We start from the raw sequence: 23,515 nt of genomic DNA, 5'->3' as shown, positions 1-23,515 counted from the left end.
CGGCCATGACCGACCTCCTTGATGGTTCGCGCGAGATCGCGACCCAGGCCCCTCGTGGAGCCGGCGCACTCCCGCGCGCCCTTCCCTGGGTGCTTCTACTGGGCGGCGCGGTCGGGCTTCTGGCCGCGTTCGCGCTGACGGTCGAGAAGATCGCACAGCTCGCCGACCCCTCCTACCAACCGAGCTGCAGCATCAACCCGGTGCTGAGCTGCGGCTCGGTCATGGCGACGCCGCAGGCCACGGCGTTCGGTTTCCCGAACTCCCTGATCGGACTCGGCGGGTTCGCGGTCGTCGCCGCCACCGGCGCAGCGTTGCTGGCCGGTGCGCGGATGCGCGGGTGGTACTGGGCAGGCCTGCAGGCCGGGGTGGTCTTCGGCGCCGGGTTCGTGCACTGGCTGATCGGCCAGAGCCTGTACACGATCGGCGCGCTGTGCCCCTACTGCATGGTGGTCTGGGCCGTGACGATGCCGATCTCCTGGTACGTCACCCTGCGCAACCTCGACGCCGTCGCGGACCGCATGCCGACCGGGGCCCGGCGACTGCTCACGGGCATCCGCGCAGCGCACGGCATCCTGCTCACCGGCTGGTTCCTGGTCGTCCTGGCCCTGATCCTGGCGCGGTTCTGGGACTTCTGGGTCGCAGCAGCCACGTCATGAGGCGCGCGTTCCGGGCGGTCACGGTGCTGCTCGCTGCCGTCACCGCCCTGACCGCCGCTGGCTGCGGCACCGGCACGTCCGGGCCGTAGCCGGCGGCAGCGGCGCGCAACAAGAGGGGCGCCCCGCAGCCACACCCTGGGCGGCGGTCGCGGTCATCGGCGGCCGCCGGGTGTCGTAGGCTGCCCGGTATGTCGTCTCCCGAGGCGGAGCCCCGTCTACGGCAACAGGGCGCCGACGTCGACTCCCTGTACGAGATCAGCTCCCGCATCGAAGGCAAGGTCGACGCGCTGGACGCAAAGGTCGACCAGCTCGCGGAGGGCACAAGCGACCGGCTCGACGCCCTGGGCGCTCGGTTCGAGGCCCACGACGCACGGTTCGACGCCCTAGAGCGGTCAAACGAGCAGACCCAAGCGCTCCTCGCCCGGATCCTGGAGCGACTCGACCGGGACTGACCGGCAGCCATCCCGCCCGGCCCCCTCCCCGGCCGAGCGCGCGGGCCTGGTCCGCTTCCCCGGCCTGCGTCGTGAGCCGCGGTCCCGGGCGTCCCGCCGGGCTGGACCCGCTCACGGTCGGCGCGGACCACCACCTGACCGCGTTCCGCAGCCCCAGAGCGCTCGTACCTCCTTCATTGTGGACCGGGCTCGTCGACCGGTGACGACCCGGTCGGCGGGACCCCGAAAGACCCACACACGCGAGTTCCGTTTCGCCCGCCGCCCCGACCCGGCTGTTCACCTTCGATGAGAACGCTGTTCAGCGCGCTGCTCAGGGAGGTGAGAGTTGTGCAGCTCGCTGAGAATCGACAACGGTGTCGTTGCACAAGCAACAAAAACCACAGCGTCCGTACAACAGGATAATGCACGTTATGCCACGCTTTTTGACGTTGATAATCGCCGCGGTGTTGGCGGATCACGACCTCGTCCTCCTGGTGATGAGCACCGTGGCGGCCTCGACGAGGGTGAGCACGGTCTTGTCGGCGGCGGCGGAGCACCCTGGCCAGGAGCGGGTCGGACCGGACGGTATGAACGCGGTCCCCTCGATTGTGGCCGGCGCTGTCTCTTAGACCGTGTTTGAGAAGGGTCGGCGTGTCTGCGCCGCGCGGGCCGCGCTCTGGTCCATCGTGGACGGGTGGCTCGGCGTCAGCGGCGGTATCCCTCGGACACCAGCGATGAGCAGTGGGCGTTGATCGAACCGCTGTTGCCCGAGGCCGGGGCGGGTGGGCGTCCGGAGAAGCACCCGCGCCGGGACGTGGTCGACGCGATCCTCTACGTCGTGCGGGCGGGGTGCGCTTGGCGGGCTCTACCAGCGGACTTCCCGCCCTGGCAGACCGTCTACTGGTATTTCAACCGGTGGGAACAGCAGAAGGTCACCGAGAAGATCCTCCCGGTCGTGCGCCGTCAGCTACGTGCCGACGAGGGCGGGACCCTGAACCGAGCGCGGGGATCATCGACTCGCAGTCGGTGAAGGGTGCCGACACCGTCGGGCAGGACTCGCGCGGCTTCGACGCAGGGAAGAAGATCAACGGCCGGAAGCGGTTCATCGTGACCGACACCCTGGGCCTGCTGTTGACCACTGTGGTGTGCTCGGCGTCGGTGCAGGACCGCGACGGGGCGAAGTCGATCCTGCTCGACCTGTACCTGCGCACCAGGGTGCGGTTCGTCTACGCCGACGCCGGGTTCGCCGGACGCCTGCTGGAGTGGGCGAACACGATCCTGCGCACCAGCGTCGAGGTCGTGCGCAAACCGCCTGAGCAGCGCGGGTTCGCCGTCCTCCCGCGCCGCTGGGTGGTCGAGCGGACACTGGCCTGGCTGACCGCACACCGCCGTCTGGCCCGCGACTACGAACGCCACCCCGCCGTCTCCGAGGCCATGATCCGCTGGGCCGCGATCAACACCATCACCCGCCGCATCGCCCGCGGCAAGCCGGCCGCCCGCCAACAGAAGTACGTCTTCACACCCGCGACTTGATCTTCTCAAACACGCTCTTACCGGATGGACACGACAGTGAGCCTTTGCCAACCTGCTGGATGAGCAGGTCAGCGGGCTGCGGCGTGTCGTGGCCTCGAATGGGTGAAGCTCCTGGTAGACGGGCGATTGACTAGATCAACACGTCCTACCAGGAGCTTCAAGGTGCTGTCCTACCCGTCTGGGATGACCGTGTCCAGCCGCGCGCTCAACCTGCTCGCCGATCTCCTGCGCGGACACCGCGCCGCCCGTGGAACCCGGTGGCGCAAGCTCGCCGCCGGCCGCCAGGCGCTGCTGGTGGTCGCGCACCTGCGCAAGAACGACACCTACGCCGAGTTGGCCTGCGGGTTCGGGGTCGGCACCTCCACGGTCTACCGCTACATCCAGGAAGGGATCGAGCTGCTCGCCGCGAAGGCCCCCACCCTGGAACAAGCCATCGAGGTCGCGAAACGGAAGGCGTTCGTGATCCTCGACGGCACCCTGTTGCGCATCGACCGGGTCGGGATGGCATCGGGCTACGACCGGGCGTTCTACTCTGGAAAGCACAAAGCCCACGGACTGAACGTGCAGGTCATCGCGGACCCGGTCGGCCGCCTGGTGTGGATCTCCCCGCCAATGCCGGGCGCGCAGCACGACATGGGCGCAGCCCGCGAGCACGGGATCATCGACGCCCTGTACGAGCATGAGATCCCCGCCGCGGCCGACACCGCCTACCAAGGCGCCGGTCCTACGGTCGCCGTGCCGCAGCGGCGTCGACGCAAGGACCCCGACACCGGCCGATTCCGGAAGCTGTCGCGACACCAGAAGGACGTGAACACCGCCCACGCCCACCGTCGCGGACCGGGTGAGCGGGCCAACGCCGAGCTGAAGAACTGGCGAGCCCTGCGCAAGATCCGGTCCAGCCCGAACACCGCCGACAGGCTCATCGCCGCAGTTCAGACCCTCATGATCGCCAGCGCGTGATCAGGTTGGCAAAGGCTCACTGTCGGAGCTGGACACGCGAAAGAGCGAGCTGATAAGGGACTACCAGTCGTACCGCCCGGCGAGCTCAGAGGATTGGTCCCGGCATAACAGAGAATATCGCCGCGATATGACGACTATCGATCGAGAGAGCTATTCCCTGTACGGTCAGCTCCGGGCTGACCATGAGCTCCGTACGTTTCGCTCGGTCCCCCTCGATGGGCAGACAGTAGAGGTGGAGATCGACGAAACCCCGGTCGCGGCTTCGACGCTCACCGAGGGCGACTGGGTTCTCGGCAGCCGCGGTCACCTTCACGAAGGTATCGACAGTCTGACATCCGACGAAGAACTGGTGAACCGGGTCGTCGACGTGAACGTCAGGGGTGGCGTCGGCACGTTGGACAACGAGCCACTGGCCCGAGTCCAGAACGATCTGAGAGATCGTTGGCAGGCCGCGCAGGAGGAACGGCTCGCCCAGTACCTGGGCGAGGAGTACGGGCAGGACGCCTACGACGAGCTGGACCTCGAGGACGGGCTGGATCTGGACTGACCGCCCCGCCGGTCTGCGGGGCCGGGCCCGGCGGAGCGGCCGCCCGGCGCCGCGGTCTGGGGCGGCGATGCTCTGGTGAGTCGGTGAACCAACATTCCCTCACGGGTCAAGCAAGGAGGCCACCATGACCGACCAACGTGGGCGCCCGCGGGATACCCGCCAGCGGCATGGGCCTCCGGGACGAAAAAAGCAGACCTCAGGGACGCAGGTGCAGATCGCCGGGCGGGGCATCGCTCTATCGCAGCTCCGGCGGGCCCCCGGTGTCTACCGAGCCCTGATTGAGCAGGCAAAGCTGATGGACGGGTGCGGGTGGTGTTTGTGCAGCGATCCAGCCCCTCGGCTGGTGATACGTCACCGCGCAGGGGTCTACTACCTGGCCTGCTGGCCCGGCGGCGGCCAGCAGCATGCACGCGACTGCGAGTTCTACAACGACGGCAGCCAGTGGTCCGGGCGAAGCCAGTATCAGGCCAGCGCGCTCCAGGAGAACGAAGGCGGTGGTGCGAGCGTTGCGTTGTCGCTCCCGCTGCAGGTCCGCACGACGAGCCCGGTCACGGCGAGTGCAAGCTCCAGCGACGGGGGAGCTACACGATCCCGGATGGGGCTCTTGGGGCTGCTGCACTACCTGTGGGAACGCGCCGACCTGACCCGCTCGGCCCCATCGAGCCCTCCGCAGGCCGGGCGTCGCGGGTGGGCCCGGTGCAGCCCGCTGGTCAAAGCTGCGACCGCCGGAGTGACCTCGGCTGGGCTACCTCTGGCCTGGAGCTGCTACGTGGTCCCACCGTTCGATCCAGCACACCCTGACCAGCACGACGTCGCGTTCGCGCGGTTTACCGGCCGCCTTGGCGAGCGCAACGGGACGGTGCAGCGGGGGTTGCTACTCGGCGCAGTCCGTTCCTGGAACCCGACGCGGTACGGGCAGCGCTGCGACCTGCGCCACCACCGCACACCGATCTTCTTCTCCACAGCTTTGCACGAGCGCATCCGTCGCGCCGCGCCATCGGCGATGACCGACCGACGCCCCGCCGGCAGCGAACAGGTCCTACTCGCCCTGGTCTCGCGCAGCGAGAAGGGCAACCTGTCCGCGGTCGGCGCCGCGGTCATGTTGACCAACGCTGACTTCGTCCCGGCCGACTCCACGCACGAAGTCGTCATGGCCGATGCCCTCACCGCTGCGAAACGGGCCTTCGTCAAACCCCTGCGCTACGACGGTGACTCCGCTGTCCTGCCGGACTTCGTACTCACCGACACCGAACCCGCGACCATGGTCGAGGTCTGGGGGATGCTCGACCGCGAGGACTACACCGCCCGCAAGGAGGCCAAAGTCAGCCACTACCGCAGCACGGGCACCCCGCTGATCGAGTGGGACGTCCGGGAACGGCTACCCGACCTGTGCCGCCAGCCCGGGGACTGAACACCCCGTCGAGACGCCTGCCTGCTGGGCCGGGCAGTCGATGAGTCGGCCGCGCCCCAGGCGCGGCACCTGCTGTCGGCCCAGGCGCGAGATGGAAGGTGGTGGCGGCGGTGTCGTTGACCTCGCAGTTGCAGCAGGGTGCGCTGGCGCGCTGGTGCGCGGCACACCTGCCCGGCACCGGTGCTGTGGTCGACCAGATCCGCGCGGCCGCGACCACGGCCACGGTGGCGCGGCCGCCGGGCCGTGTCGGGGCGGGCCACTGGCCGGCGGTGGGAGGGATCGCCAGCGCGCGGCTGGCCGCGCTGGTGCAGGATGCCGCGCCGTACGCGGCCCTGTGTGGGCTCGTCGGCGCTGAGCTGGTCTCGGCGCAGGCGAGCAACGCGATCGCCGCCGGCTACCCAGCCCAGGGCGCTGTGCTGGCCCAGGAGCCCGACATGGCCGAGGTCGCGGTGGGGCTGCGCCCCTCCCCCAGCGATGTCGTCGCACTGCTCGCGCCGCTGGCTGACGAGCACGGGCCGCGGCCCGGCGACGCGGTCTTCACCGAACTCGCCCAGCGCGGCCATGTCTTCGCCCGCCGCCATGCCCCGACCGGGGTGATCGGCACAGCCGGTGTCGAGGCGGCGCTGGCCCGCACTCACGCGGTGTGGACTCTCGGCGAGGACCGCTACCGGTCCGGCGTCACCCCGCCGCCGCTCGCTCGCATCGCACAGGCCGGCGGGGCGACGGTGGAGCAGCTGCGCGCGCTGGCCCTACCGGCGGTCGTCGAGGACGCTGCCGCGATCGCGCGGGTCGTCGAGTCGTCCGGCACGCTCGCGGACTGGCGCGGGTGGGCCGGTGATCCCGGTCGTGGGCAGTCCCTGGGCTTTGCCTCGCCGGTGCTGGTCCCGCACTGGGCAGAGGCCGATCTGTTGGTCGGCGACACCCTGGTGGAGGTCAAGACGGTGCTGCGGGCCGATCAGCCCGCGCGGGTCGCGCGGTGGGTGTGGCAGCTGCTCGGCTATGCCTGGCTCGACACCGGCGACCGGTGGAAGGTCGGGCATCTCGCGTTCTACCTGGCCCGGCACGGCGTCACGGTCCGGTGGCCGCTGGCCGAGCTGGTGACGCTCCTGGTCGGTGACCCGTCCCGGGTCGCGCAGGTCCGGGACGAGTTCCGCCGGCTGGCCGAGCACGCCGCAGTGACCGAGGGCGCCACCCTGCTCCCGCAGCCCTGACAGGCAGCGCCTGGGCTGCTCACTCCGGTGTGGTCCTCGCGGGGGCGGGGCAGGCACGACTGGATCGCCCGGAGGTCAGCACACCCCAGGTGGGTCCGCGGCGATGCCCGCCGCCGACACCGCCGCGGGTGGGACGAGCTCGCTGTTCGCTCGTCGGCCTACGGCCGATCCCACGCCGGGCGGGCCAGCACCGGATCCCCGCCGCCCCTGACGGGCCCACCCGGACCGTGCTGAGGCAGGGCCGCGTTCCAGCCGCACCACCCAGCACCGCGAGGAGGACCGTGATGAGCGAGCAGTTCCCGATCGTCAACCCCCGGATCGAGGAGGGCCTGGCGCTGAGCGACGCCACGTTCGTCGAGTGGCAGGACGGCTGTGCTGACGCCCACGACATCGTGCCCGGCCGGCACGAGGTCGGCGACCAGGTGCCGTGCCCGCGGTGCCCGGGTGAGCACGAGATCCGCGGGGCGGTCTACGCCCCGATCGCCCACAACATCAGCATCACCGAGGTCGAGCCCGAGACCGAGCCCGGCGACTGATCCGACTCGCGTGCCGTCCGGCTGCGCCGGCCGGGCGGCACGCCCAGGGGCGGTGCCGGTCACGTGCCTGGGTCACCAGCTCGGTGCCGGCCGGGGTGGTCGGGTCACCAGGCCCGGTGCCGGTGGGCACCGCCGGGTGGCCAGCTCGGTGCCGGCCGGGGTGGTTGGGTCACCGGCTGCGGTGCCGGTCGGGTCTGCAGGGTTGCCGTCCGCAGCAGTGGGTGGTGCGGGGTGGGCCTCCGGTGCTCGGCACGACTGGATCGCCCGAAGGTCAGCACACCCGGGGTGGGGCAAGCGCCGACGAACCTGGCCGACCCATCCCGGTGAGACCCCGTCACCTCGGGCAGCACCGGTGGCGGCTGCGTACAGGGTCACACCGGGATGGGCCAGCCAGAACCGCCGCCGGCCCTACGGGCCCCCACCCCGGCCGCGCTGAGGCTGCGCCGCGTTCCAGCCGCACCGAGCACCGGAGGCCCACACATGAGCAGCACCAGCGCTACCCGACGCGTCGACATCGACACCGAGACCGGCCTCTGGGCCCTCGACGGGGTCCTTCCCTCCCAGCTCAGCATCAACGACCAGCGCGTCCTGGAGGACCTGCTCGCCGACCTCTACGAGCCGACCGGGCTCAGCGAGGCCGAGCCCGGCGACGACGAGCCGCCCTTCTGAGGGCGGCTCGCCCGCCAAGGGCCCCGCCCGCCGGGCGGGGCCCCTCCCCTTGTGTTCCGGCGAGGAGGCCCCAGCCGATGCAGATCGAGATCCACCAGACCTACCCCACGAAGATCCGGGCAGGGGACCTGCTGCCCCTGGACACGATCGATCGGATACGACACGACTACGACGGCGTCCCCGCACGAGTGGACACCACCTCGTGTGCTCGGGTGGCCGACGTCGTGCACCACGGCAGGGACGAGCCGGTGTCGGTCGTGCTCGACGGCGGAACCGTCATGGAGGCCCGGTCGGGCCGGATGATCGTGGTCGTCCGCGAGGTCGCGCCGAGCAGCTGAGACTGACCTCGGCCGCGGCGTCGGCGCACACCGCGCCAGAAGCGAAGCGGTGCCAGTGGGCGGCCGCGGCCGGCGGCCGGGTGGGGGCGCTCACGGCCGCGCCGGGCCGAGGGCTCAGAGCGGACCCGCCTTCGGCGGCACAGCATCGCCCGCGATCACCTGCGGGGTCGGCCGCTACCTGGCCCGTCCACCCCGACCGCACTCTACGGACCACTACCCATGCGGTCCGGGCGCTGCGCAACGCGCGTCGGCACAGGGCCACCACCCGGTTCGGTAGTGCCTGGGTTCGGTGGCGGTTCGGCCGCACCGCGGGCGGGGGTGGGCCGTGGTGACTCTGCAGCCCGGCGGGCGGCTTTCCCGACGATGCCGCGCCGGCCGCACCCGACGCGGGTGACACCACCGGCTTCACGACGTCTGCTCGCCTCGGGCGGGTGGGGTGGTGTCACGCCGGTCGGGCGAGCGCGCGGCCCCGCCGCGCCGCCCGCCGGTCTGCGGGCGAGTCACGTCCCACCGCGACCGCGGTGGGGCTTCCACCGGCCCTGCTTCCCCAGGGGCCGGTGGGAGCGGTTGATTCGTCTGATCGGAGCCCCTCATGGGACAGACCACCACCCGCACTCGCACCCGCGCGACGGCGACGACCCGCACGCGCAAGCGCACGCGGCCGGCGCCGACCGAGGAGCAGCTGCAGGCACGTCGTGAGGCGATGGCGGCCGCGCACGAGGACATGATGGCCCGCCTCGAGCGCCTGGCCGCCGACCCGGTCGAGTGGCTGGAGTTCATCGAGACCGTCGCCGAGTGGGGCGCGCGCTACTCGCTGGGCAACCAGATCCTGCTCATGACCCAGGCTGCCGAGCGCGGCATCGAGCCGCGGATGTTCATGGCCTTCGGCGCCCACGACGGGACCTCGGGCTGGCGCAAGCACAAGCGCACCGTGATGGCCGGCGAGACCGGGTTCAAGATCTGGGCGCCGGTCAAGCGGCGGCTGCGCGAGGACGAGGTCACCGACTACGAGCAGCGCACCGGCCGCAAGATCGTGCGCGACGCGCAGAACCGGCTGCCGATCATTGTCGCGGGCTGGAAGTTCGAGCGGACGTTCGAGCTGTCCCAGACCGCGCCGCTTCCGCCGTGGGCCGACAACTACGAGGTGCCCACCGTGGCGGTGCGGCGCCAGGTGAAGCTGCACGGCGGCAAGCAGGCGGTCCTGCTCGATGGTGACGACCCGACCGGGGTCTACGACGACGTGGTCGCCATGATCCGCGCCGAGGGCTACGACTACGCCCTCGCCGCCCCCGGCAGCGGCTATCTGGGCACGGCCAACGGGGTGACCGTGGCCGGGCCGGACACACGGCTGGTGCGGGTGCGCGACGACGTCAGCCACGCCCAGCGGATCAAGACCGCCATCCACGAGCTCGCCCACATCCGGTGCGGACACCTCGACCAGGTCAGCTTCGTCGCGCCGGTACAGCACCGCGGGCGCGCCGAGACCGAGGCCGAGTCGGTGGCCCACATCGTGTGCGCCGCGTTCGGGCTGGACTCCGAGCCCTACACCGACGCCTACGTCATGGGCTGGGCCGACGGCGACATCGACATCGTGCGGGCCGCCGCGGCCACCGTCCTGCGGGTGGCGCGTGACATCGTCGACGAGCTCGCCCCGATCGCGCCGTTCGACGGCACACGCGACCCGCAGCCCGAGGACCACACCCCGGCGCCGGCGGTGGCGGCGTGAGCGCCGTGGAGTTCGCGGTGACCGTGGTCGACCTCCCGGCCGGCGAGGCGACCCCGCTGAGCGTGGTGTTCGACGAGCTCAAGCTGGTGTGTGTCGACGACGACCCGCCCGCGGCGCGGGCCGGGATCTATCTCGGCGCCACCTACACCAGCACCCAGGGTGGGTACGGGGCGGTGGCCGACGAGCACCTGCCGGGGTTGCTGCGCGCGGTCGCGCCGGGCGCGACCTGGCTGGCCTGGGACGACCCATACGAGGGCTGCCTCGGCACTGCCGCGCTGTATGCCCCGGACCTGGGCGTGTGGACCGGCGAGTGCGACAGCTCCGGCGAGATCTACGTCCCGGCCGCCGCCCTGCCCCGGCCCGAGGTCCTGCAGGTCGACCCGGGCGCCCTCGCCGTCGTCACCGGGCTGGCCTGGCAGGACCGGATCGTCGCGGGTCACCGGGAGCTTGCGGCCGGGTCACCGGCCGCCGGGTTTGTGCCGGTCTGTGCGCCGGTCGAGGCCGAGTGGGACCGCCCGAGTGGGCTGATCTACATCGACGATCCGGTCGCAGGGACCCAGATCGTGCACGCCCCACCCGGGCCGGCGCTCGGCGAGATCAGCGACCCGGCCGCCCGCGCCGCGGCGGCCGCGTTGGCCCAGGGCGGATGGCAGCTCATGCCCACCGTGATCTCCGGGCCGCCATGGCAGCGCGCCGGGCACGCCACACACGTCGCGCAGCTCTACCGCCCCGCGGGCCAGGCGGCTCCAGCCGCGACCTGACCTCGCACGTTCTGCGGTGCCTCGAGCCCGGACCACCGGGCTCGGGGCGCCGCTGTCCCCCGCATCGCTTGCAGAGATTGGACCCCTGTCGATGACGACCCTGGCTGACATTCGCCGCATCTTCTCCGTCCGCGGCCTCGACCCGGACCGGATCACCCAGCCCCCCGCGCCGGGGGAGGCCTCGTTCTTGTTCACCACCCGGCTGGGTGGGCAGGTGTGGTTCGCCCCGCACGAGCAGGACCGCCGGCGCATCGGCTGGGCCTACAGCGCGTGGAACCGGCACGGCGAGCTGACCGAGGCCGGGTGCACCGACACCACCGCCCCCGAGGGGCTGCTGCCTGTGCTGGGGCGCCACCAGAGCTCCGCCACCGCGCCGGCCAGCCCACGCCAGTACGACACCCTGCGCGCGCTGGCCCCCGCTGGCGGGCACAGCCCGTGGGCGATGAGCACGCAGGTGCCGGCGGATCGGTGGATCCTGGGATTGTTCGTGGCCTGGACCCAGCTGCGCGAAGCCGACGGCAGCATCTGCGGCGCCGATCTGACCGAGCATCTCGGGTCGGCGTTCGAGGCGATCGGACTGACCGACGTCGAGCTCGACGACGACGGGCACGCCCCGCTCGACGAGCTCGCCGCCCACGTCGACCCCGGCCCGGCACCCGATGGTGAGGACCCGGCGGTGCCGATGATCGCGGCCTACCTCGCCCAGGCTCTGGACCAGGCCCTCGAACCGGCCCGGGACCGGATACTCGACCACCAGCTCGGCGTGCTCACCGTCGACGACCTGGCCGCCGAGATGGCCGCCGGCCTGCGCCGCAGCGGCCTGCTGGCCCCGGGTGCCGGGGCGGTGAACGCGTGAACCGCCCCGAGTGCAGCGTCGGTGAGATCGGTGCGCGCCTCGCGGCCGCGCTGAGCACCTTCGACGAGCAGACCTGGCGGGTCACCGAGCCCCAGGGGCGGGTGGGGCTGGTCAGCGCGGGCGGTGACCGACTGGAGCTGCACATCCGCGGCTACGGCCCGCAGACCGGGCGGCTGATCGTGCGCTGCGCCGAGCCCGACGACGCCCGCGACGTACCGGACCTGCCCGACCTGGCTGCCCTGCGCACCCAGGTGACGGTCGATCCCGGCAGGCCGGCCGAGCGGATCGCCGCGGACCTGCGCCGCAGGCTGATCACCGCCTACCGCCACGTTCGCCCGGCGGCTCGGGCGTGGCGGCGCGCCGCCGATGCCCTCGCCGACGCCGAGACCGCCATCGTGGCCGAGGCCGGGCAGCACCTGGCCGTGCTGCCCGGCAGCATCACCACCTCCACGTCCTCGCGGTTGCCCGCACTGAGGCTGACCACCGAGCACCCGCACCGGGGCGCGCTCGAGAGCTTGCAGATCAGCCAGGTTCACCTTGCTTTCGCGCCCTATCTGGCCGGGCAGCCCCGCAGCGGGGACCGCCCCCCGGTGTATGCGGACGTGCAGCTACGGGTGCACCCGCGACTGCTCCCGGCCCTGGCCGTGGCCGTGGCCGAGGTTGCGGCGGCCACGGACCTGACGGCGGTGCCGCCACACCAGTGCCCTCACGCACACCAGCTGGTCTGCCCGCACGGTCACGACCACGTGACGGCCAGACAGGTGCAGTGAGGGTCGGCTCCGCGGCTGTGTCCGCCCCGGCCAGGGGCGGACACGCCCCTGGTCGGGGAGCTCACGGCCGAGCAGATGCTCGGCCGCGCCGAGCTGGCCCTGGCCCTGGCCCCCGCCGATGCCGGCGTACCGGTCCGAGACCTCAACACGGCCGGCACGGTCTTGGACTTCGGCCGGCGCGCCGGCTACCTGCAGGACCGGCTCCACGTTCTGCGCGAAGTCGCCCTGTTCGCCCGCGACCAGGCCCGCGACGTCATCTGGCACTGACCACCACCACTGCACTCCCCGACCGGGGGCGCCCACCGCACGCGGTGGGGCGCCCCCGTCGTCGTCTGTGAAGGGACACCAGCCATGGAAGAGATCGAGATCGTCGAGGTACCCGGCGGCCGGGTACGGGTCCTGCCCGACGACGCGCCGCAGTCACCGCGCGACTGGGGCACCGTCGGGCACCTGATACTCGACGTGGCCCGTCACGCGTTGCCGTGGGAAGACCACACCGGCCAGCTACAGCAGCTGCGCGAACGCGGCGGGTGGCGCCTGCCCGCCCGCTACCTGACGGTGTTCCACGACGCCGTCGTGGTGCCGGTCTGGGGCTACGCCCACGGCGACCTCGCCCTGCGCGCCGGGGCACGGGTCGGGTCATTCGCCGACCCGTGGGACTCCGGGCAAGCCGGGCTGGCCTACCTGCTCCGCAGCGAACTGCGCACCGCGTGCGGGGACAGCTACCCCGGTGACGAGCAGGCCCGCGCCTACCTGCGCGGCGAAGTCGAGAGCTACGACCAGTGGGCGAGCGGGCAGGTCGTCGGCTACATCGCCGAACAGTGGACACCGTGCCCCGCAGGGACCGCGTGCGAGCACGGCGGATGCGGCGGTGGGGACTGGGTCGAGGTCGAGGCCTGCTGGGGCATCTACGGCATCGACGACGCGATCACCCAGGGCCGCACCGTGCTGGCCGGTGTACGGCACCCGCGGTAGCGGGCGGCGAGGGCTCGGACGTCGGTCCTGGGGCGTCTGCGGCTCGCCACCGGGGTGCCTCCCGGAGACGTGTCGGGTCTCGGTGTGGAGACGCCCGAAGGTCAGCACACCGCGGTGGGGGTCGCGGCGATGAACCGGCGCCGACACCGAGCGGGTGAGACGAGCTCGCGCTGCTCGTCGGCCTGGCGGCCGATCCCACCCGCTCGGGCCCGCGTCGAACCCCCGCCGCCCCTGACGGGCCCCACCACGGCGCGCTGAGGCAGGGCCGCGTCACCAACCAGCCCGACACGCATCCAGGAGGCACCCATGAACGACCAGACCTACATCGGCAACATCGGCAAGAAGCCCACCTTCGAGTTCAACGAGCACACCGGGCGGGCGCGGCTGCAGTTCTCCCTGGCGATCAACAAGCGCTACCAGGACCGCGACACCGGTGAGTGGCGCGACGGCCGGACCCTCTGGCTGAACGTGGTCGCGTTCGGTCCGGTCGCCGAGAACGCCAGCAACCTGGGCTCCGGTGACCCCGTGGTCGTGATCGGGCAGCTGGCCGACAACTCGTTCACCGTGACCGACGACGGCCAGTCACGCGAGATCCCGGCCATCGAGGTGCAGGCCAAGATCGTCACGGCCGACACCCGCAAGGCGGCGATCACCGTCACGCGCCAGCCCCGGCGTGAGCGCACCGGGTCGACCACCGCCCCCGAGCCGGTCGCCTGACCCCCGGGCGGCTACCGGGCGGGGCGCCCCACCGACAGCGGCGGCGCCCCGCCCGGTCTCCACACCCGGCCCCGTCCCGAGGGCCGGTCCTGTCGCAGCCCCGCATGTGAGGTGAGTAGTCATGGATTTCCTGGACCAGGATCTGCCCTGCAGGGCAGAGAACCCCGAACTGTTCTTCCCCGTCGGAACCGGCCAACCCGCCGCCCGCCAGGTCGAGGATGCCAAGGCGGTGTGCCGGCGCTGCCCGGCGACCGCCGCCTGCCTGGCCCGGGCGTACGAGCTCGGCGCCGACGGAGTGTGGGGCGCGACCACCGAAGCCGAGCGCCGCCGCGCCCGCTCCGGTCCCCCGCGCCGGCCTGCTGGCCGGCGCAGCCCCCAGCAGGCCCGTCGGGCCGAAGCGGTGGCGTGTGTCCACCGCGGCACCGCGCGCGTCGCGGTGGCCGCCCAGTACGGCATCAGCCCACGCACCCTCGACCGCTGGCTCGCCGATGCCAGCGCCTGACCACCGGAGCCGAAACGCCGCCGCCGGCGGCGTCCGCCGGGGCTGATCTCCCCAGCGCTGACGAGGCAGATCCACTTCACCCGGGAGGTATCCGATGTCCATCACCGTGTGCGGGCCCGCCTGCACCACCGAGATCAAGAACAGTGGCCGGCCCTGCGGGGACCCCCAGACCTCCGCTGTGGGGGCGGTGCTCGAGACCTACGAGCACAACGGCTACGACGACAGCGACTTCCTCGCCGTGGTCTGGGACGGCGAGCAGGTCACCACTCGCGAGTACGCCAGCACGCGGGGCTGGACCTACCACAACACCGCCTCGGTCGACGCGACGCCGCAGGTCCGCGAGGCCGCCCTGGCCTGGTACCGGCGCCAGCTGGCGCCGCAGCTGATCGAGCGCGCGCGGGCGCGCGCCAGCGCGCCGCGGGTGGGTCGCCGGGTGCGGTCGCTGACCCGGCGCGGCAAGAACGTCGGCGTCACCGGTGAGGTCCGGTGGATCGGCCCGGACCGCTACGCCCGCGGCACCGGTGAGCGCGTCGGGATCCAGCCCGGCGGCGAGGACGGGTTGCGGTTCCTGCCCGCCGGCAGCGTCGAGGTGCTCGACCCGGAACCGGTCGACGAACAGACGCTGCACGCCGCCGCCGCGACCGCCCGGCCCGCAACCTGGCGCTGTGCCCTCGACGACCTGCGCGGCCGGGCGGTGGCCTCGTGAGAAGTGTCGCCACCCTCAACCGGCGCCGCTGCCACCCGCGCGCGTTGATCGTGCACGACCTGCTGGTCACGGCCCGCACCGCCCGGCTCACCGCCGCAGAGCAGGGTGTGCTGCGACGGGCCCCGGTCCGCCTCGCCGATGGCCGCCTGGCCCGGCTCGAGGGTGTGTGCCCGGACGGCTGCCACCGCGCCCGTCAACGCCCGCAGCCCTACGGGGTCGCCCCGGCCGCCGACGGCTACGTGGTCACCGCCGCGAACGGTGAACGCATCGGCTGCCTCAGCGCCTACGACCTGACCGCGACCGGCCTGGCCACCCGCTGAAACGCCGCCGACCGTGCCGCCCCGCGTGCGGGGCAACCCGTTGAACCGTCCCATGCGAAAGGGAACTGTCATGAACCAGCAGAGCAGCACCGATCAGGCCGTGATCGCGCACCTGGCGTGGGTGTTCGGCAACGGCTGGACCGCAGCCGAGGCCGGTCCGACGATGGCCTGCATGGAAGCTGATGCGCTCGCCGCCGCCATCGCCGCAGGTGGACACATCGACGACGCGGCGGTGTGGCTGCGTGGACACGCGGCCGCCGACAACGAGGAGGACGACACCCACTGGGGCTTGTCCACGGCCGCGCTGCGCGACTACGCCCTGCTGCTGGCCGGAGAGGGCTCGATCGTCACCGTCCTGCGCCAGGCGCTGCACGACGCGCTGCCCGCCGAGGAGCACGCGCTGCGCGAGACCTTCCCAGCCACCACGACCACGCTCGACCGGCACGCCACCGGCACGGTCGACCCCGCCGCCCTGGTAGTGCTGCTGGCCCGGCCGGATCGACCGGTGCGGTCCTGGAGCGCGGCCGAGGACGAGTTGACGGCGGTGCAGTCGTGAGCAGCGATCTGACTGACCTCACTGGGCTGGTCACGCGGTATGCGACCGCGCACGCGGCGCTGGTCGCCCACCCCGATTTCGAGGCGGGCTGCCCCCCGGATCGGCTCTACCACGCCCGCGACGACGCCGCGGTCGAGGTGGCAGAAGCGGTGACACGCCTCCTCGACGCACAGGGGGCTCAGGACAGCCCGGTGGGCTTGTCCCCCGCCGACCACCACGATCCCACCCAGGAGCCGGTAGACGCCGTCGAGCACATGCGGGTGCAGGACGCGATCGAGCAGCGGCCCCGGGCCGCAGACGCACCGGCGTCGTGGGTCGCCCGAATCACCGGCCCGTGCTGGATTGTCGACGGCAACGACGTGTGGGAGCAGCCGCATTACCCCGGTTCGTTCGCCGCCGCGCAGGCCGCCAAACGGGCCGCCGACGAGGACGGCAACGACCCCCGTCCCATCCGGCAGCTCGACCGGGAGTGTTGGGCTGCAGCCCGGGACGGCTACTTGGTTGAGGACGACGATCTGGGCTTGGTCCACCACTGCACCGAGGGAGAAGCCCGCGCGGCGGCTGGTCCTGCAGGAGACGACACCGCACCGCCCGCCGAGCCCGCGTCGGGTTCGGTCGACGGGGAGGGTCTGCACCCCTCCCACCGCAGCTGAGCTGCAGCAACGACCACCGCGGCGAGGGGAGCGGCTACGCCGCGCTGCCTCTGGCTCGACGGTGTCGGGCCGAGGGTGCGGGCGTGCTTCTCCCGCGTCCAGGGCGCCTGTCGCGTCGCTGTCGCGACAGCCCTGGCGGGCTGCCCTGGACCCGCGAGCCTCTACACGCCCTTCGGGCACGCCCCAAGGGGCAGGCGCACGGCCTGCCCCACCGGCCGGCCCGACACCGAACCCCTCTTCCCCGCTGCGCGCCGCGCGGCTCTCACGAACGGAGACCACCTCTGATGAGCACCCAGACCAGCACTGATGTGTCCCGCAACCGCACCGGTCGGTGCGATGCTGAGCCCCCGCGGCCGGGCAGGGAGGGAGACCACCGCATGCCACGCACCCGAACCCGTCGGCGCGGCCGCCGGCCCGATCCGGAGGTCGTGCGGCTGCGCGGGGTCGCACTCGATGCGGCCGCCGCCGGGCTGTACGTGTTTCCGGTCAAGCCCGGGCAGAAGTACCCCGCCGTGCCGCGGCACGCCGCGCGGCACTGCCGCGGCCGCGGCGGGTGCGCCGACGGGCACCAGGGCTGGGAGCAGCGGGCCACCCGTGACCGTGCCCAGATCTGCCGCTGGTGGTCCGGCGACGATGAATCGTCTCGGTTCAATGTGGGGATTGCGTGCGGCCCGTCCGGGATCGTGGTCGTCGACCTCGACACCAGCACCGACCCGCTGCCCGACTGGGGCGGGGCGACCACCGGCCGGGAGGTCCTCGACCAGCTCACCGACCAGCACGGCGGCGAGCTCACCGACACCTACTCGGTGCGCACCCCCACCGATGGCGAGCACCTCTACTACCGGATGCCGGCCGGGCTCGAGCTGCACAACACCACCCAGGGGACGGGCGGCAGCCTCGGCCCGCTGATCGACACCCGGGCGTGGGGCGGGATGGCCGTCGGGGCCGGCAGCGTCCGCCCGGAAGGCGCCTACATCGTGGCCGAGCACGGCCAGATCGCCGAGCTGCCCGACTGGCTGGCCACGCTGCTCACCCCGGCCCCGCCGCCGGTGCGGCCGGCGGCGACGGTGTCGCTGCCGACCCGGCGGGCCAACGCCTACGTGGCCGCGATCCTCGCCGGCGAGACCGCCGCCGTCGAACAGGCACCGAAGGGGCAGCGCCAGATCACCCTGCTCGGCGCGGCCCGCACCCTGGGCCGCCTCGTCGGGGGCGGGGAGCTCGACGCCGACAACGCCCACGCCCTGCTGCTCGACGCCGCGGCGGTCCACATCGGCGTCGACGAGTTCACCCAGGCCGAAGCAGAACGCACCGTCACGCGGGGGATGGCGTTCGGCGCTCGATCCCCGAGGCGTATCGACCGCCGCCACAGCACCGCCGCCACCGAGAGTCCCGATGCTGCAGGTGGGGAGGCGTCGTGACCCGCCGCTGGCACGCAGTGCGGGTGCACTGGCCCGACGGCCGCACCCACGACGACCAGATCCGCGGCCACACCGCCGGTGAGGCGATCGCCGCCGCGACCGCCAACTGGATCACCGAGAACCCGCACGGGCGCGCGGACCGGATCGAGTACCTCTCCCGCCCCGCCGAGCTCGGCGACCGGGATCCCGCCGGCGGCGAGACCACCAGGTAGCCGGCGGGGTGCGCCTCGAGGTCGTGGCGGGGGGTGACTGCCGCACCCTGCACGCCCGAGAGGGCCCCGGCGATGAACGCGTGCTGACGCCATCCGGGCGGGATCACCGCGCCGGCGAGGCACCGACGGCCGCGGGTGGGCAGTGGTGATCCCACACCGGATGGGCCAGCGCGAACCCACGCCCGGGGCCCACCCGGTCGTGCCCAGAGGAGGTGCTCTCACCCACCGCCACGACCTGGAGGCAGCACATGACCGTTCACGAACCCACCACCGAACCCGCCCAGACCGCCGCAACGCTGGGCGAGTTCATCCCGGACCGGGTCACCCTCCACCGGTGCCCCTGCTCGACCCGGTCGGTGGCCCTGCACCCGGCCGATCGCGCGGGCCGGATCGTGGCCGATCCCGACTGGGGCGAGCACCAGACCGTGACCTGCGGTCAGTGCGGCCGCTATGGGCGGCTCGACCCCGACGCCCCGGAGAACGCGACGGTGGTGGTGCTCGGCAGGGCGCCGCTGCCCGCGGGCTGCCGCGACTGCGGCGCCGAGCACGGCGAACCCTGCCGAGAACCGTTCTGCCCCGGCCAGGACGTCCTCGACCCCCACCCCGGTCCTAACCGGGCCGGCGGCGAGCCGGCGGTCTACCAGGCAGCCGCGCTGCTCGGCGACGTTCCCTCGACGACGCGGATCTGGCGGCACTGGGCCAGCCGGCTGCTCGACCCGTCGAGCGGGCGCGGGGGCCGCGCGGCGGCGCGGTCGGCGATGCAGGCCACCCGGGAGGCCCGGCGGCTGCGCCGCGGCTTGCGCCGCGGACCGGCCACCGTCACGGCCGGAGCCGACGACGGCGACGTCTGTGAGCTGCTCGAGTTCCTCGGCCGCGGCGGCGTGGGGGATCAGCAGCAGGCGGTGTTCGCGCTGCGGGTGGTGCAGGGCTGGGATGACTCGACGGCCGCGGAGCTGCTCGCCGCGACCGCGGTCTGGCGGGCCGAGGGCCGCGCCCCGTTCTGATCTGAGCAGCCACCCCGGATCCGGGGTCGTGGGTCCGGGTAACGGGGCTCCCCTTGGGGTGTGCTCGGTCGGTGCGACTGGACCGCCCGAAGGTCAGCACACCCGGGCCGGGGCGAGCGCCGATGATCTGCCGCCGACCCGCCCGGGTGAGACCGCCCGATCGGTTCCAGTGGGCGGCCGGTGCCGGTATGCCGGTCCCCGACTCCAGTCTGGCCGTGCCCCGTGGGCGTGGGCTCCACCTGCCCTCCGGTGCCGGACGTGGGCGTGTGCACCCCCCGGGCGGGTGGCGGGTGCGCCGTGGGCACGCCGGGCGGTCTCACACCGGTCGGGCCAGCACCAGATCCCCGCCGTCCCTACCGGGACCCCGGCCCGGGCGTGCTGAGGCTGCGCCGCGTTCCAGCCGCACCGACCGAGCACACGGAGGTATCCGAGATGGCCGAGAAGTTCCGCATGGAGAACGGGTTGCTGCTCAGCGACACCACGATGGTCGAGTTCGCCGACGGGTGCGCCGACGCGGGCACCTTCGTGCCCGGCACCCACGAGGCAGGGGAGGTCGTGCCCTGCCCGGGCTGCGACGGCGAGTACCGCATTGCGTCCGTGCTCCAGGTCGAGGTCGCCCACAACATCACCGTCACCAAGGCCGAGCCCGCCGACGACGACGAGCCCGGCACCTGACCAACCCTCGCCCGCCCGGGGCCGGCCCACCACCGGCCCCGGGCGGAGCCCTGCCAGGAGGAACCTCATGACATCGCTGTCTCTGCCAGAACATCAGCGTCTGCGGCGCGACGCGGCCGCCGTCCTCGAGTCCCAGCCCGGCGATGACCGGATCAGCCGGGCCGTCAAGACGGGGCTCGAGTACGCACTCGCCGACCACGAGGACCCGGAAAAGGTCTGCTCGGGCGAGGACTGCCTCGCCGTGGCGGCCGCGCGCCGGGTCCTGGCCCAGTACGGGCCACCCGAACCCCAGCCGGAGCCCTGACCTCGGACTTCCTGCACCGCACACCCAGGGGCAACGCCCACACACCCGTGACTGACAGGAGAGATCGGCATGAGTGACACCCGCAGGGACCGCGTGGGACTCCCCCACGCGGCCCAGATCGACGCCCGGATGGTCGAGCTCGGCATGGCCGACAGCAGCGAGATCGCCCCGGGGTCGGGGTTCTACTACGGCGACATCATGGCGCCGGAGCACTACGAGGCCTACGCGGTGCGTGACCTCGGCCTGATGCCCGACGGGTCATTCCGCGCCCCGGCCGTGGGCCGCGCCGCGGCCAGGCTCGAGGATGCCTGTGTCGAGCGAATGGCCGCCCGCGACCAACGCGACTTCTTCGGGGACCAGTCACTGGCCGCCTTGGACCGGGTCTGCCACGCCAACGTGGCCGTGCACCGCGCCGAGCAGGCCCTCGCCGAGGCCGAGCAGCGTGAGGCCGCCGGGGAGCTCGACGTTGACGGGGATGCCCGCCTCCGGCTCGCCGATGACGAGCAGCTGCTGCACCACAGCATCGCCATGCAGAACCAGGCCGAGCGCGAAGCCGAGCCCGACCACGAGCCCGGCAACTGACCCGCCGCAGCCTGCGGCGCCGGCCGCCAGGGCGGCGGCCCGGCAGTCGATGAGACCCGCATGTGCCCGGGGTGGCCACCACCCCGGGCACACCCATTTCCACCCCCCTTTCTCCTGCGATCCGCGAGGTGTCCTGATGTCCATCACCCACATCCGCCTGTCCATCCCCGGCCCGATGCCGGGCCCGGACCCGCTCGCCGAGACCCGCACCGCGCGGGCGGTCCTGCTGCGGCTGGTCGAGCACGGGGGGACCGCCCTGGAGCAGTTCATCCGGCAGGCCGGGCCCCGTGCGGCGGCCGAGCAGCTCTACACCGGCGAGATCCCCGAGGCGCTGGCCGAGCACGTGACCCGCGGGCAGGTGTGGGCCGCGGCCGCAGGGGCGGCCGCCGACGTCGAGACCGGTTCCCGGTGCGGGGCACGGTTGCTGATCCCCGAGGACGACCAGTGGCCCACCACCACGGCCTTGAGCGGCACGGTGGGGTTGTGGGTGCGTGGCCAGGCCGACCTGGCGGTCCTGTCCGCGGAGATGGTGTGTGTGACCGGGGCGCGCGCGGCCAGCAGCTACGGCACCCACGTTGCTGCTGATCTCGCCGGCGGGCTCGCCGCCCGGGGCTACGCGGTGGTGGCCGGGGCCTCCTTCGGGATCGAGGCCGCTGCGCATCGGGGTGCCCTGGCCGGGCGCGGGACCACGGTGGCCGTGCTGTCGTGCGGTATCGACCGGGCCTACCCGGTCGCGCACGAGAACCTGCTCGAGCGGATCGCGCAGACCGGGCTGCTGGTCAGCGCCGAGCCGCCCGGGGCCACGACGAGCCGCCGCCGTGTGATCGCCCGTAACCGGCTACAGGCCGCCCTCGCAGACGCCACCGTGGTCGTGGAGGCCGGCGCCCGCTCCGGGGCCCTGCACACCGCCGAGGCCGCGCGCGGCTTCGGCGCAGCCGTGATGGCTGTGCCCGGTCCAGCCACATCGGTCCTGTCGGCCGGGCCACACCAGCTGCTCCGGCAGGGCGCGACGCTGGTCACCAACTGCGCCGACGTGGTCGACGCGCTCGGCCTGGAGCCGTAGGGCCTGCTCGGTGCCGGCCGGGGTGGTGTGGTCGCCAGCTCGGTGCTGGTGGGCACCGGCGGTGGCCGTCGGTGCCGGTAGCGGTGCGGGTGGGGCCTCCGGTGGTCGGCACGGCTGGATCGCCCGGAGGTCAGCACACCCGTGCCGGGGCACGCGCCGATGAGCCGCCGCCGACCCGTGCGGGTGATACCGCCCGCGGGCGTCACCCGGCTAGGCGCGGCGGCATCCCCGTGGCCGGCCGCACAGCGGGATCCGGCCCGGCCCGCTGGTCACCGTCGCCTCGGGACCCCGGCACGGGCGTGCTGAGGCTGCGCCGCGTTCCAGCCGCACCGACCACCGGAGGCCCAGATGAGCACGGTCACCACTTCCAGCGCCATCGAGTTCAGCCCCGTCCTGGGGCACCACGTCTACGCCGGGACTGACGTGCCGGTTCTGACCCGGCGTGAGGCCGAGATCGCCGCCGATCTCGTCGAGGACGAGCTGCTCGGCGGGCTGGAGCCGGCGGTCGGCAGCTACGGCGACGAGGAGCCGGCCTTCTGAGGGCGGCCCGCAGGGGTCCCGCTCTCGGCGGGGCCCCTGCGCCGTAGCAACGCCGCGTAGAGCGCGGCGACAGGTCCTGCCGGGCCCGAGCTCGCGCGCTATCGGCGCGCGGACACCGCACGCACGATCGGGAGGAGAAGCCACGATGGCATCAGCAGCGAAGGGCAGCGACCAGCTCGGCGAGCTGGACCAGGTGACACGGGCCGCGATCGGGCCCCGCCGGGTCGGGGGGATCTACCGCAGCGGCTATCTGGGCTGCCAGTACCGGGTCGAGGAAGTCTTGACCGGGGAGGTGGCCTGGGCGGTGATCCCGTTCTCGGATTTCGCCCTGGTCGAGGTCGACCTCACCGGGCCGCGGGCGGGGCGGTCGCGGGTGCACTGCACCGCCTGGGACTCCCGCCGCGACGAGATCGTCGAGATGCCCGAGCGTCACCGCCGGTGAGGGCACCGACCCGGCGCCGTAGACGCCGCAGCCCGCGCCGGTGGCGGCTGCCGCCAGCAATCCACGCCCGGCCGCGAGGCCGGGCCAGGTAGGCGACGCCGGGAGCGACCCGCCGGTGCCCGGGCAGGTCGGCCATCAGCGCGGGGTCCGAGGAGAGCGGCCGCGCCGGGGCGCGGCCATCGGCCCTACCGGGCCGCGCGCCAGAGCAGGCCGGGATCTCGGCCAGGCCGGGCGGGCGGCGGTGGGGTGGGGCCGCTCAAGGCCGCGGCGGGCCGAGAACCCCGAGGGACCCGCCTGCGGCGGGGCGGATGGGCCTGTCGGCCCTAAAGCTAAGCACGGCCTCACTCAACATCAAGGGCGCTCCGCTGGCGCTCCGCGTCGCCTTCGGCGACAGCCTTCGGGCTGCCCTTGACGTCGAGCCTCGGAGGCCGTGCAACCGCC

General features: G+C 73.1%; 30 protein-coding genes, 1 other RNA gene and 2 pseudogenes. All 33 read left to right on the top strand.

Going from position 1 to position 23,515, the window contains the following annotated elements:
• Positions 1-5 precede the first annotated feature (5 nt).
• The 33 genes and pseudogenes from AC0GKK_RS27745 to AC0GKK_RS27585 all read left to right on the top strand — a co-directional run bounded on the left by AC0GKK_RS27745 (position 6) and on the right by AC0GKK_RS27585 (position 23,074).
• Positions 6-656: a vitamin K epoxide reductase family protein gene (locus tag AC0GKK_RS27745; RefSeq protein WP_482638832.1), complete on the top strand. Its 651-nt coding sequence runs from the start codon at positions 6-8 to the stop codon at positions 654-656.
• A gap of 188 nt (positions 657-844) precedes the next feature.
• Positions 845-1,108: a hypothetical protein gene (locus AC0GKK_RS27740; protein ID WP_482638831.1), complete on the top strand. Its 264-nt coding sequence runs from the start codon at positions 845-847 to the stop codon at positions 1,106-1,108.
• 655 nt (positions 1,109-1,763) lie between these two features.
• Positions 1,764-2,620, top strand: a protein-coding gene (locus AC0GKK_RS27735) for an IS5 family transposase (protein ID WP_489884172.1) whose coding sequence is annotated in 2 segments (ribosomal slippage) — positions 1,764-2,061 and positions 2,061-2,620 — 858 coding nt in all. Because the reading frame shifts where the segments join, the coding sequence is not laid out codon by codon here.
• Positions 2,621-2,782: 162 nt separating this feature from the next.
• The gene (locus AC0GKK_RS27730; RefSeq protein ID WP_489884156.1) at positions 2,783-3,580 is read left to right on the top strand and encodes a transposase family protein; all 798 of its coding nucleotides are present in this window, start codon (positions 2,783-2,785) and stop codon (positions 3,578-3,580) included.
• 232 nt (positions 3,581-3,812) lie between these two features.
• Positions 3,813-4,127, top strand: coding sequence for a hypothetical protein (locus AC0GKK_RS27725; protein WP_482638830.1), 315 nt, complete (start codon positions 3,813-3,815; stop codon positions 4,125-4,127).
• 124 nt (positions 4,128-4,251) lie between these two features.
• Complete coding sequence (locus tag AC0GKK_RS27720; protein WP_482638829.1) at positions 4,252-5,538, top strand: DUF1173 family protein; 1,287 nt, start codon at positions 4,252-4,254, stop codon at positions 5,536-5,538.
• 110 nt (positions 5,539-5,648) lie between these two features.
• Entirely contained in the window at positions 5,649-6,749 is a 1,101-nt protein-coding gene (locus AC0GKK_RS27715; RefSeq protein WP_489884155.1) for a hypothetical protein, read from the top strand.
• A gap of 284 nt (positions 6,750-7,033) precedes the next feature.
• On the top strand, positions 7,034-7,285 hold the full coding sequence (locus AC0GKK_RS27710; protein WP_357440216.1) for a hypothetical protein: 252 nt from the start codon (positions 7,034-7,036) through the stop codon (positions 7,283-7,285).
• A gap of 480 nt (positions 7,286-7,765) precedes the next feature.
• Positions 7,766-7,954, top strand: coding sequence for a hypothetical protein (locus tag AC0GKK_RS27705; protein ID WP_482638827.1), 189 nt, complete (start codon positions 7,766-7,768; stop codon positions 7,952-7,954).
• Between the two features lie 77 nt (positions 7,955-8,031).
• Positions 8,032-8,292 carry a hypothetical protein gene (locus AC0GKK_RS27700; protein WP_489884154.1) on the top strand — a complete coding sequence of 87 codons (261 nt, stop codon included), beginning with the start codon at positions 8,032-8,034 and terminating at the stop codon, positions 8,290-8,292.
• A 592-nt stretch (positions 8,293-8,884) separates the two neighbouring features.
• The gene (locus AC0GKK_RS27695) at positions 8,885-10,018 is read left to right on the top strand and encodes a hypothetical protein (RefSeq protein WP_482638826.1); all 1,134 of its coding nucleotides are present in this window, start codon (positions 8,885-8,887) and stop codon (positions 10,016-10,018) included.
• Complete coding sequence (locus AC0GKK_RS27690; protein WP_482638825.1) at positions 10,015-10,779, top strand: hypothetical protein; 765 nt, start codon at positions 10,015-10,017, stop codon at positions 10,777-10,779. The genes AC0GKK_RS27695 and AC0GKK_RS27690 overlap by 4 nt, the downstream gene beginning before the upstream one ends.
• 91 nt (positions 10,780-10,870) lie before the next feature.
• A complete protein-coding gene (locus tag AC0GKK_RS27685; RefSeq protein ID WP_482638824.1) occupies positions 10,871-11,635 on the top strand; it encodes a hypothetical protein in 765 nt (254 codons plus the stop codon).
• Positions 11,632-12,405, top strand: a complete 774-nt coding sequence (locus AC0GKK_RS27680; protein WP_482638823.1) for a hypothetical protein — start codon at positions 11,632-11,634, stop codon at positions 12,403-12,405. The genes AC0GKK_RS27685 and AC0GKK_RS27680 overlap by 4 nt, the downstream gene beginning before the upstream one ends.
• Before the next feature lie 75 nt (positions 12,406-12,480).
• Positions 12,481-12,672, top strand: a complete 192-nt coding sequence (locus AC0GKK_RS27675; RefSeq protein ID WP_357440234.1) for a hypothetical protein — start codon at positions 12,481-12,483, stop codon at positions 12,670-12,672.
• 84 nt (positions 12,673-12,756) lie between these two features.
• Entirely contained in the window at positions 12,757-13,380 is a 624-nt protein-coding gene (locus AC0GKK_RS27670) for a hypothetical protein (protein ID WP_281010741.1), read from the top strand.
• 306 nt (positions 13,381-13,686) lie between these two features.
• Entirely contained in the window at positions 13,687-14,097 is a 411-nt protein-coding gene (locus tag AC0GKK_RS27665; RefSeq protein ID WP_489884153.1) for a single-stranded DNA-binding protein, read from the top strand.
• A gap of 121 nt (positions 14,098-14,218) precedes the next feature.
• Positions 14,219-14,458, top strand: a pseudogene (locus tag AC0GKK_RS27660) (WhiB family transcriptional regulator); the annotation flags it as partial.
• Positions 14,459-14,482: 24 nt separating this feature from the next.
• Positions 14,483-14,599 (top strand): annotated as a pseudogene (locus tag AC0GKK_RS27655) (helix-turn-helix domain-containing protein); the annotation flags it as partial.
• Between the two features lie 7 nt (positions 14,600-14,606).
• Positions 14,607-14,674: hammerhead ribozyme type II (locus tag AC0GKK_RS27650), an RNA gene on the top strand.
• Between the two features lie 19 nt (positions 14,675-14,693).
• On the top strand, positions 14,694-15,305 hold the full coding sequence (locus AC0GKK_RS27645; RefSeq protein ID WP_489884152.1) for a hypothetical protein: 612 nt from the start codon (positions 14,694-14,696) through the stop codon (positions 15,303-15,305).
• Complete coding sequence (locus AC0GKK_RS27640) at positions 15,302-15,625, top strand: hypothetical protein (RefSeq protein ID WP_489884151.1); 324 nt, start codon at positions 15,302-15,304, stop codon at positions 15,623-15,625. The genes AC0GKK_RS27645 and AC0GKK_RS27640 overlap by 4 nt, the downstream gene beginning before the upstream one ends.
• 70 nt (positions 15,626-15,695) lie before the next feature.
• Complete coding sequence (locus tag AC0GKK_RS27635; RefSeq protein WP_489884150.1) at positions 15,696-16,181, top strand: hypothetical protein; 486 nt, start codon at positions 15,696-15,698, stop codon at positions 16,179-16,181.
• Positions 16,178-16,834 (top strand): hypothetical protein, encoded by a 657-nt coding sequence (locus AC0GKK_RS27630; protein ID WP_489884149.1) that lies wholly within the window; start codon positions 16,178-16,180, stop codon positions 16,832-16,834. Before AC0GKK_RS27635 ends, AC0GKK_RS27630 begins: the two co-directional genes overlap by 4 nt.
• Positions 16,835-17,211: 377 nt before the next feature.
• A complete protein-coding gene (locus tag AC0GKK_RS27625; RefSeq protein ID WP_482638817.1) occupies positions 17,212-18,252 on the top strand; it encodes a bifunctional DNA primase/polymerase in 1,041 nt (346 codons plus the stop codon).
• A complete protein-coding gene (locus tag AC0GKK_RS27620; protein WP_281010748.1) occupies positions 18,249-18,464 on the top strand; it encodes a hypothetical protein in 216 nt (71 codons plus the stop codon). Before AC0GKK_RS27625 ends, AC0GKK_RS27620 begins: the two co-directional genes overlap by 4 nt.
• 248 nt (positions 18,465-18,712) lie before the next feature.
• On the top strand, positions 18,713-19,468 hold the full coding sequence (locus AC0GKK_RS27615) for a hypothetical protein (protein ID WP_489884148.1): 756 nt from the start codon (positions 18,713-18,715) through the stop codon (positions 19,466-19,468).
• A gap of 432 nt (positions 19,469-19,900) precedes the next feature.
• Complete coding sequence (locus AC0GKK_RS27610) at positions 19,901-20,143, top strand: hypothetical protein (RefSeq protein ID WP_489884147.1); 243 nt, start codon at positions 19,901-19,903, stop codon at positions 20,141-20,143.
• 67 nt (positions 20,144-20,210) lie between these two features.
• Positions 20,211-20,447 (top strand): hypothetical protein, encoded by a 237-nt coding sequence (locus AC0GKK_RS27605; RefSeq protein ID WP_489884146.1) that lies wholly within the window; start codon positions 20,211-20,213, stop codon positions 20,445-20,447.
• A 69-nt stretch (positions 20,448-20,516) separates the two neighbouring features.
• Positions 20,517-21,029 carry a hypothetical protein gene (locus AC0GKK_RS27600; RefSeq protein WP_489884145.1) on the top strand — a complete coding sequence of 171 codons (513 nt, stop codon included), beginning with the start codon at positions 20,517-20,519 and terminating at the stop codon, positions 21,027-21,029.
• Between the two features lie 136 nt (positions 21,030-21,165).
• Positions 21,166-22,092 carry a DNA-processing protein DprA gene (locus tag AC0GKK_RS27595; RefSeq protein ID WP_357440256.1) on the top strand — a complete coding sequence of 309 codons (927 nt, stop codon included), beginning with the start codon at positions 21,166-21,168 and terminating at the stop codon, positions 22,090-22,092.
• A 348-nt stretch (positions 22,093-22,440) separates the two neighbouring features.
• The gene (locus AC0GKK_RS27590; protein WP_281010754.1) at positions 22,441-22,632 is read left to right on the top strand and encodes a hypothetical protein; all 192 of its coding nucleotides are present in this window, start codon (positions 22,441-22,443) and stop codon (positions 22,630-22,632) included.
• A 145-nt stretch (positions 22,633-22,777) separates the two neighbouring features.
• The gene (locus tag AC0GKK_RS27585) at positions 22,778-23,074 is read left to right on the top strand and encodes a hypothetical protein (protein WP_489884144.1); all 297 of its coding nucleotides are present in this window, start codon (positions 22,778-22,780) and stop codon (positions 23,072-23,074) included.
• Positions 23,075-23,515 lie beyond the last annotated feature (441 nt).

It is taken from the genome of Pseudonocardia sp. P-1, assembly GCF_058111925.1.
Note: the sequence above shows the minus strand (reverse complement) of the source record. Positions and strands in the feature narration are given on the sequence as shown.

Coding starts and splice junctions, on each gene's coding strand:
- AC0GKK_RS27745 (WP_482638832.1), top strand. CDS start 6: ATGACCGACCTCCTTGATGGTTCGCGCGAGATCGCGACCCAGGCCCCT.
- AC0GKK_RS27740 (WP_482638831.1), top strand. CDS start 845: ATGTCGTCTCCCGAGGCGGAGCCCCGTCTACGGCAACAGGGCGCCGAC.
- AC0GKK_RS27720 (WP_482638829.1), top strand. CDS start 4,252: ATGACCGACCAACGTGGGCGCCCGCGGGATACCCGCCAGCGGCATGGG.
- AC0GKK_RS27710 (WP_357440216.1), top strand. CDS start 7,034: ATGAGCGAGCAGTTCCCGATCGTCAACCCCCGGATCGAGGAGGGCCTG.
- AC0GKK_RS27705 (WP_482638827.1), top strand. CDS start 7,766: ATGAGCAGCACCAGCGCTACCCGACGCGTCGACATCGACACCGAGACC.
- AC0GKK_RS27700 (WP_489884154.1), top strand. CDS start 8,032: ATGCAGATCGAGATCCACCAGACCTACCCCACGAAGATCCGGGCAGGG.
- AC0GKK_RS27695 (WP_482638826.1), top strand. CDS start 8,885: ATGGGACAGACCACCACCCGCACTCGCACCCGCGCGACGGCGACGACC.
- AC0GKK_RS27685 (WP_482638824.1), top strand. CDS start 10,871: ATGACGACCCTGGCTGACATTCGCCGCATCTTCTCCGTCCGCGGCCTC.
- AC0GKK_RS27675 (WP_357440234.1), top strand. CDS start 12,481: ATGCTCGGCCGCGCCGAGCTGGCCCTGGCCCTGGCCCCCGCCGATGCC.
- AC0GKK_RS27670 (WP_281010741.1), top strand. CDS start 12,757: ATGGAAGAGATCGAGATCGTCGAGGTACCCGGCGGCCGGGTACGGGTC.
- AC0GKK_RS27665 (WP_489884153.1), top strand. CDS start 13,687: ATGAACGACCAGACCTACATCGGCAACATCGGCAAGAAGCCCACCTTC.
- AC0GKK_RS27645 (WP_489884152.1), top strand. CDS start 14,694: ATGTCCATCACCGTGTGCGGGCCCGCCTGCACCACCGAGATCAAGAAC.
- AC0GKK_RS27635 (WP_489884150.1), top strand. CDS start 15,696: ATGAACCAGCAGAGCAGCACCGATCAGGCCGTGATCGCGCACCTGGCG.
- AC0GKK_RS27625 (WP_482638817.1), top strand. CDS start 17,212: ATGCCACGCACCCGAACCCGTCGGCGCGGCCGCCGGCCCGATCCGGAG.
- AC0GKK_RS27615 (WP_489884148.1), top strand. CDS start 18,713: ATGACCGTTCACGAACCCACCACCGAACCCGCCCAGACCGCCGCAACG.
- AC0GKK_RS27610 (WP_489884147.1), top strand. CDS start 19,901: ATGGCCGAGAAGTTCCGCATGGAGAACGGGTTGCTGCTCAGCGACACC.
- AC0GKK_RS27605 (WP_489884146.1), top strand. CDS start 20,211: ATGACATCGCTGTCTCTGCCAGAACATCAGCGTCTGCGGCGCGACGCG.
- AC0GKK_RS27600 (WP_489884145.1), top strand. CDS start 20,517: ATGAGTGACACCCGCAGGGACCGCGTGGGACTCCCCCACGCGGCCCAG.
- AC0GKK_RS27595 (WP_357440256.1), top strand. CDS start 21,166: ATGTCCATCACCCACATCCGCCTGTCCATCCCCGGCCCGATGCCGGGC.
- AC0GKK_RS27590 (WP_281010754.1), top strand. CDS start 22,441: ATGAGCACGGTCACCACTTCCAGCGCCATCGAGTTCAGCCCCGTCCTG.
- AC0GKK_RS27585 (WP_489884144.1), top strand. CDS start 22,778: ATGGCATCAGCAGCGAAGGGCAGCGACCAGCTCGGCGAGCTGGACCAG.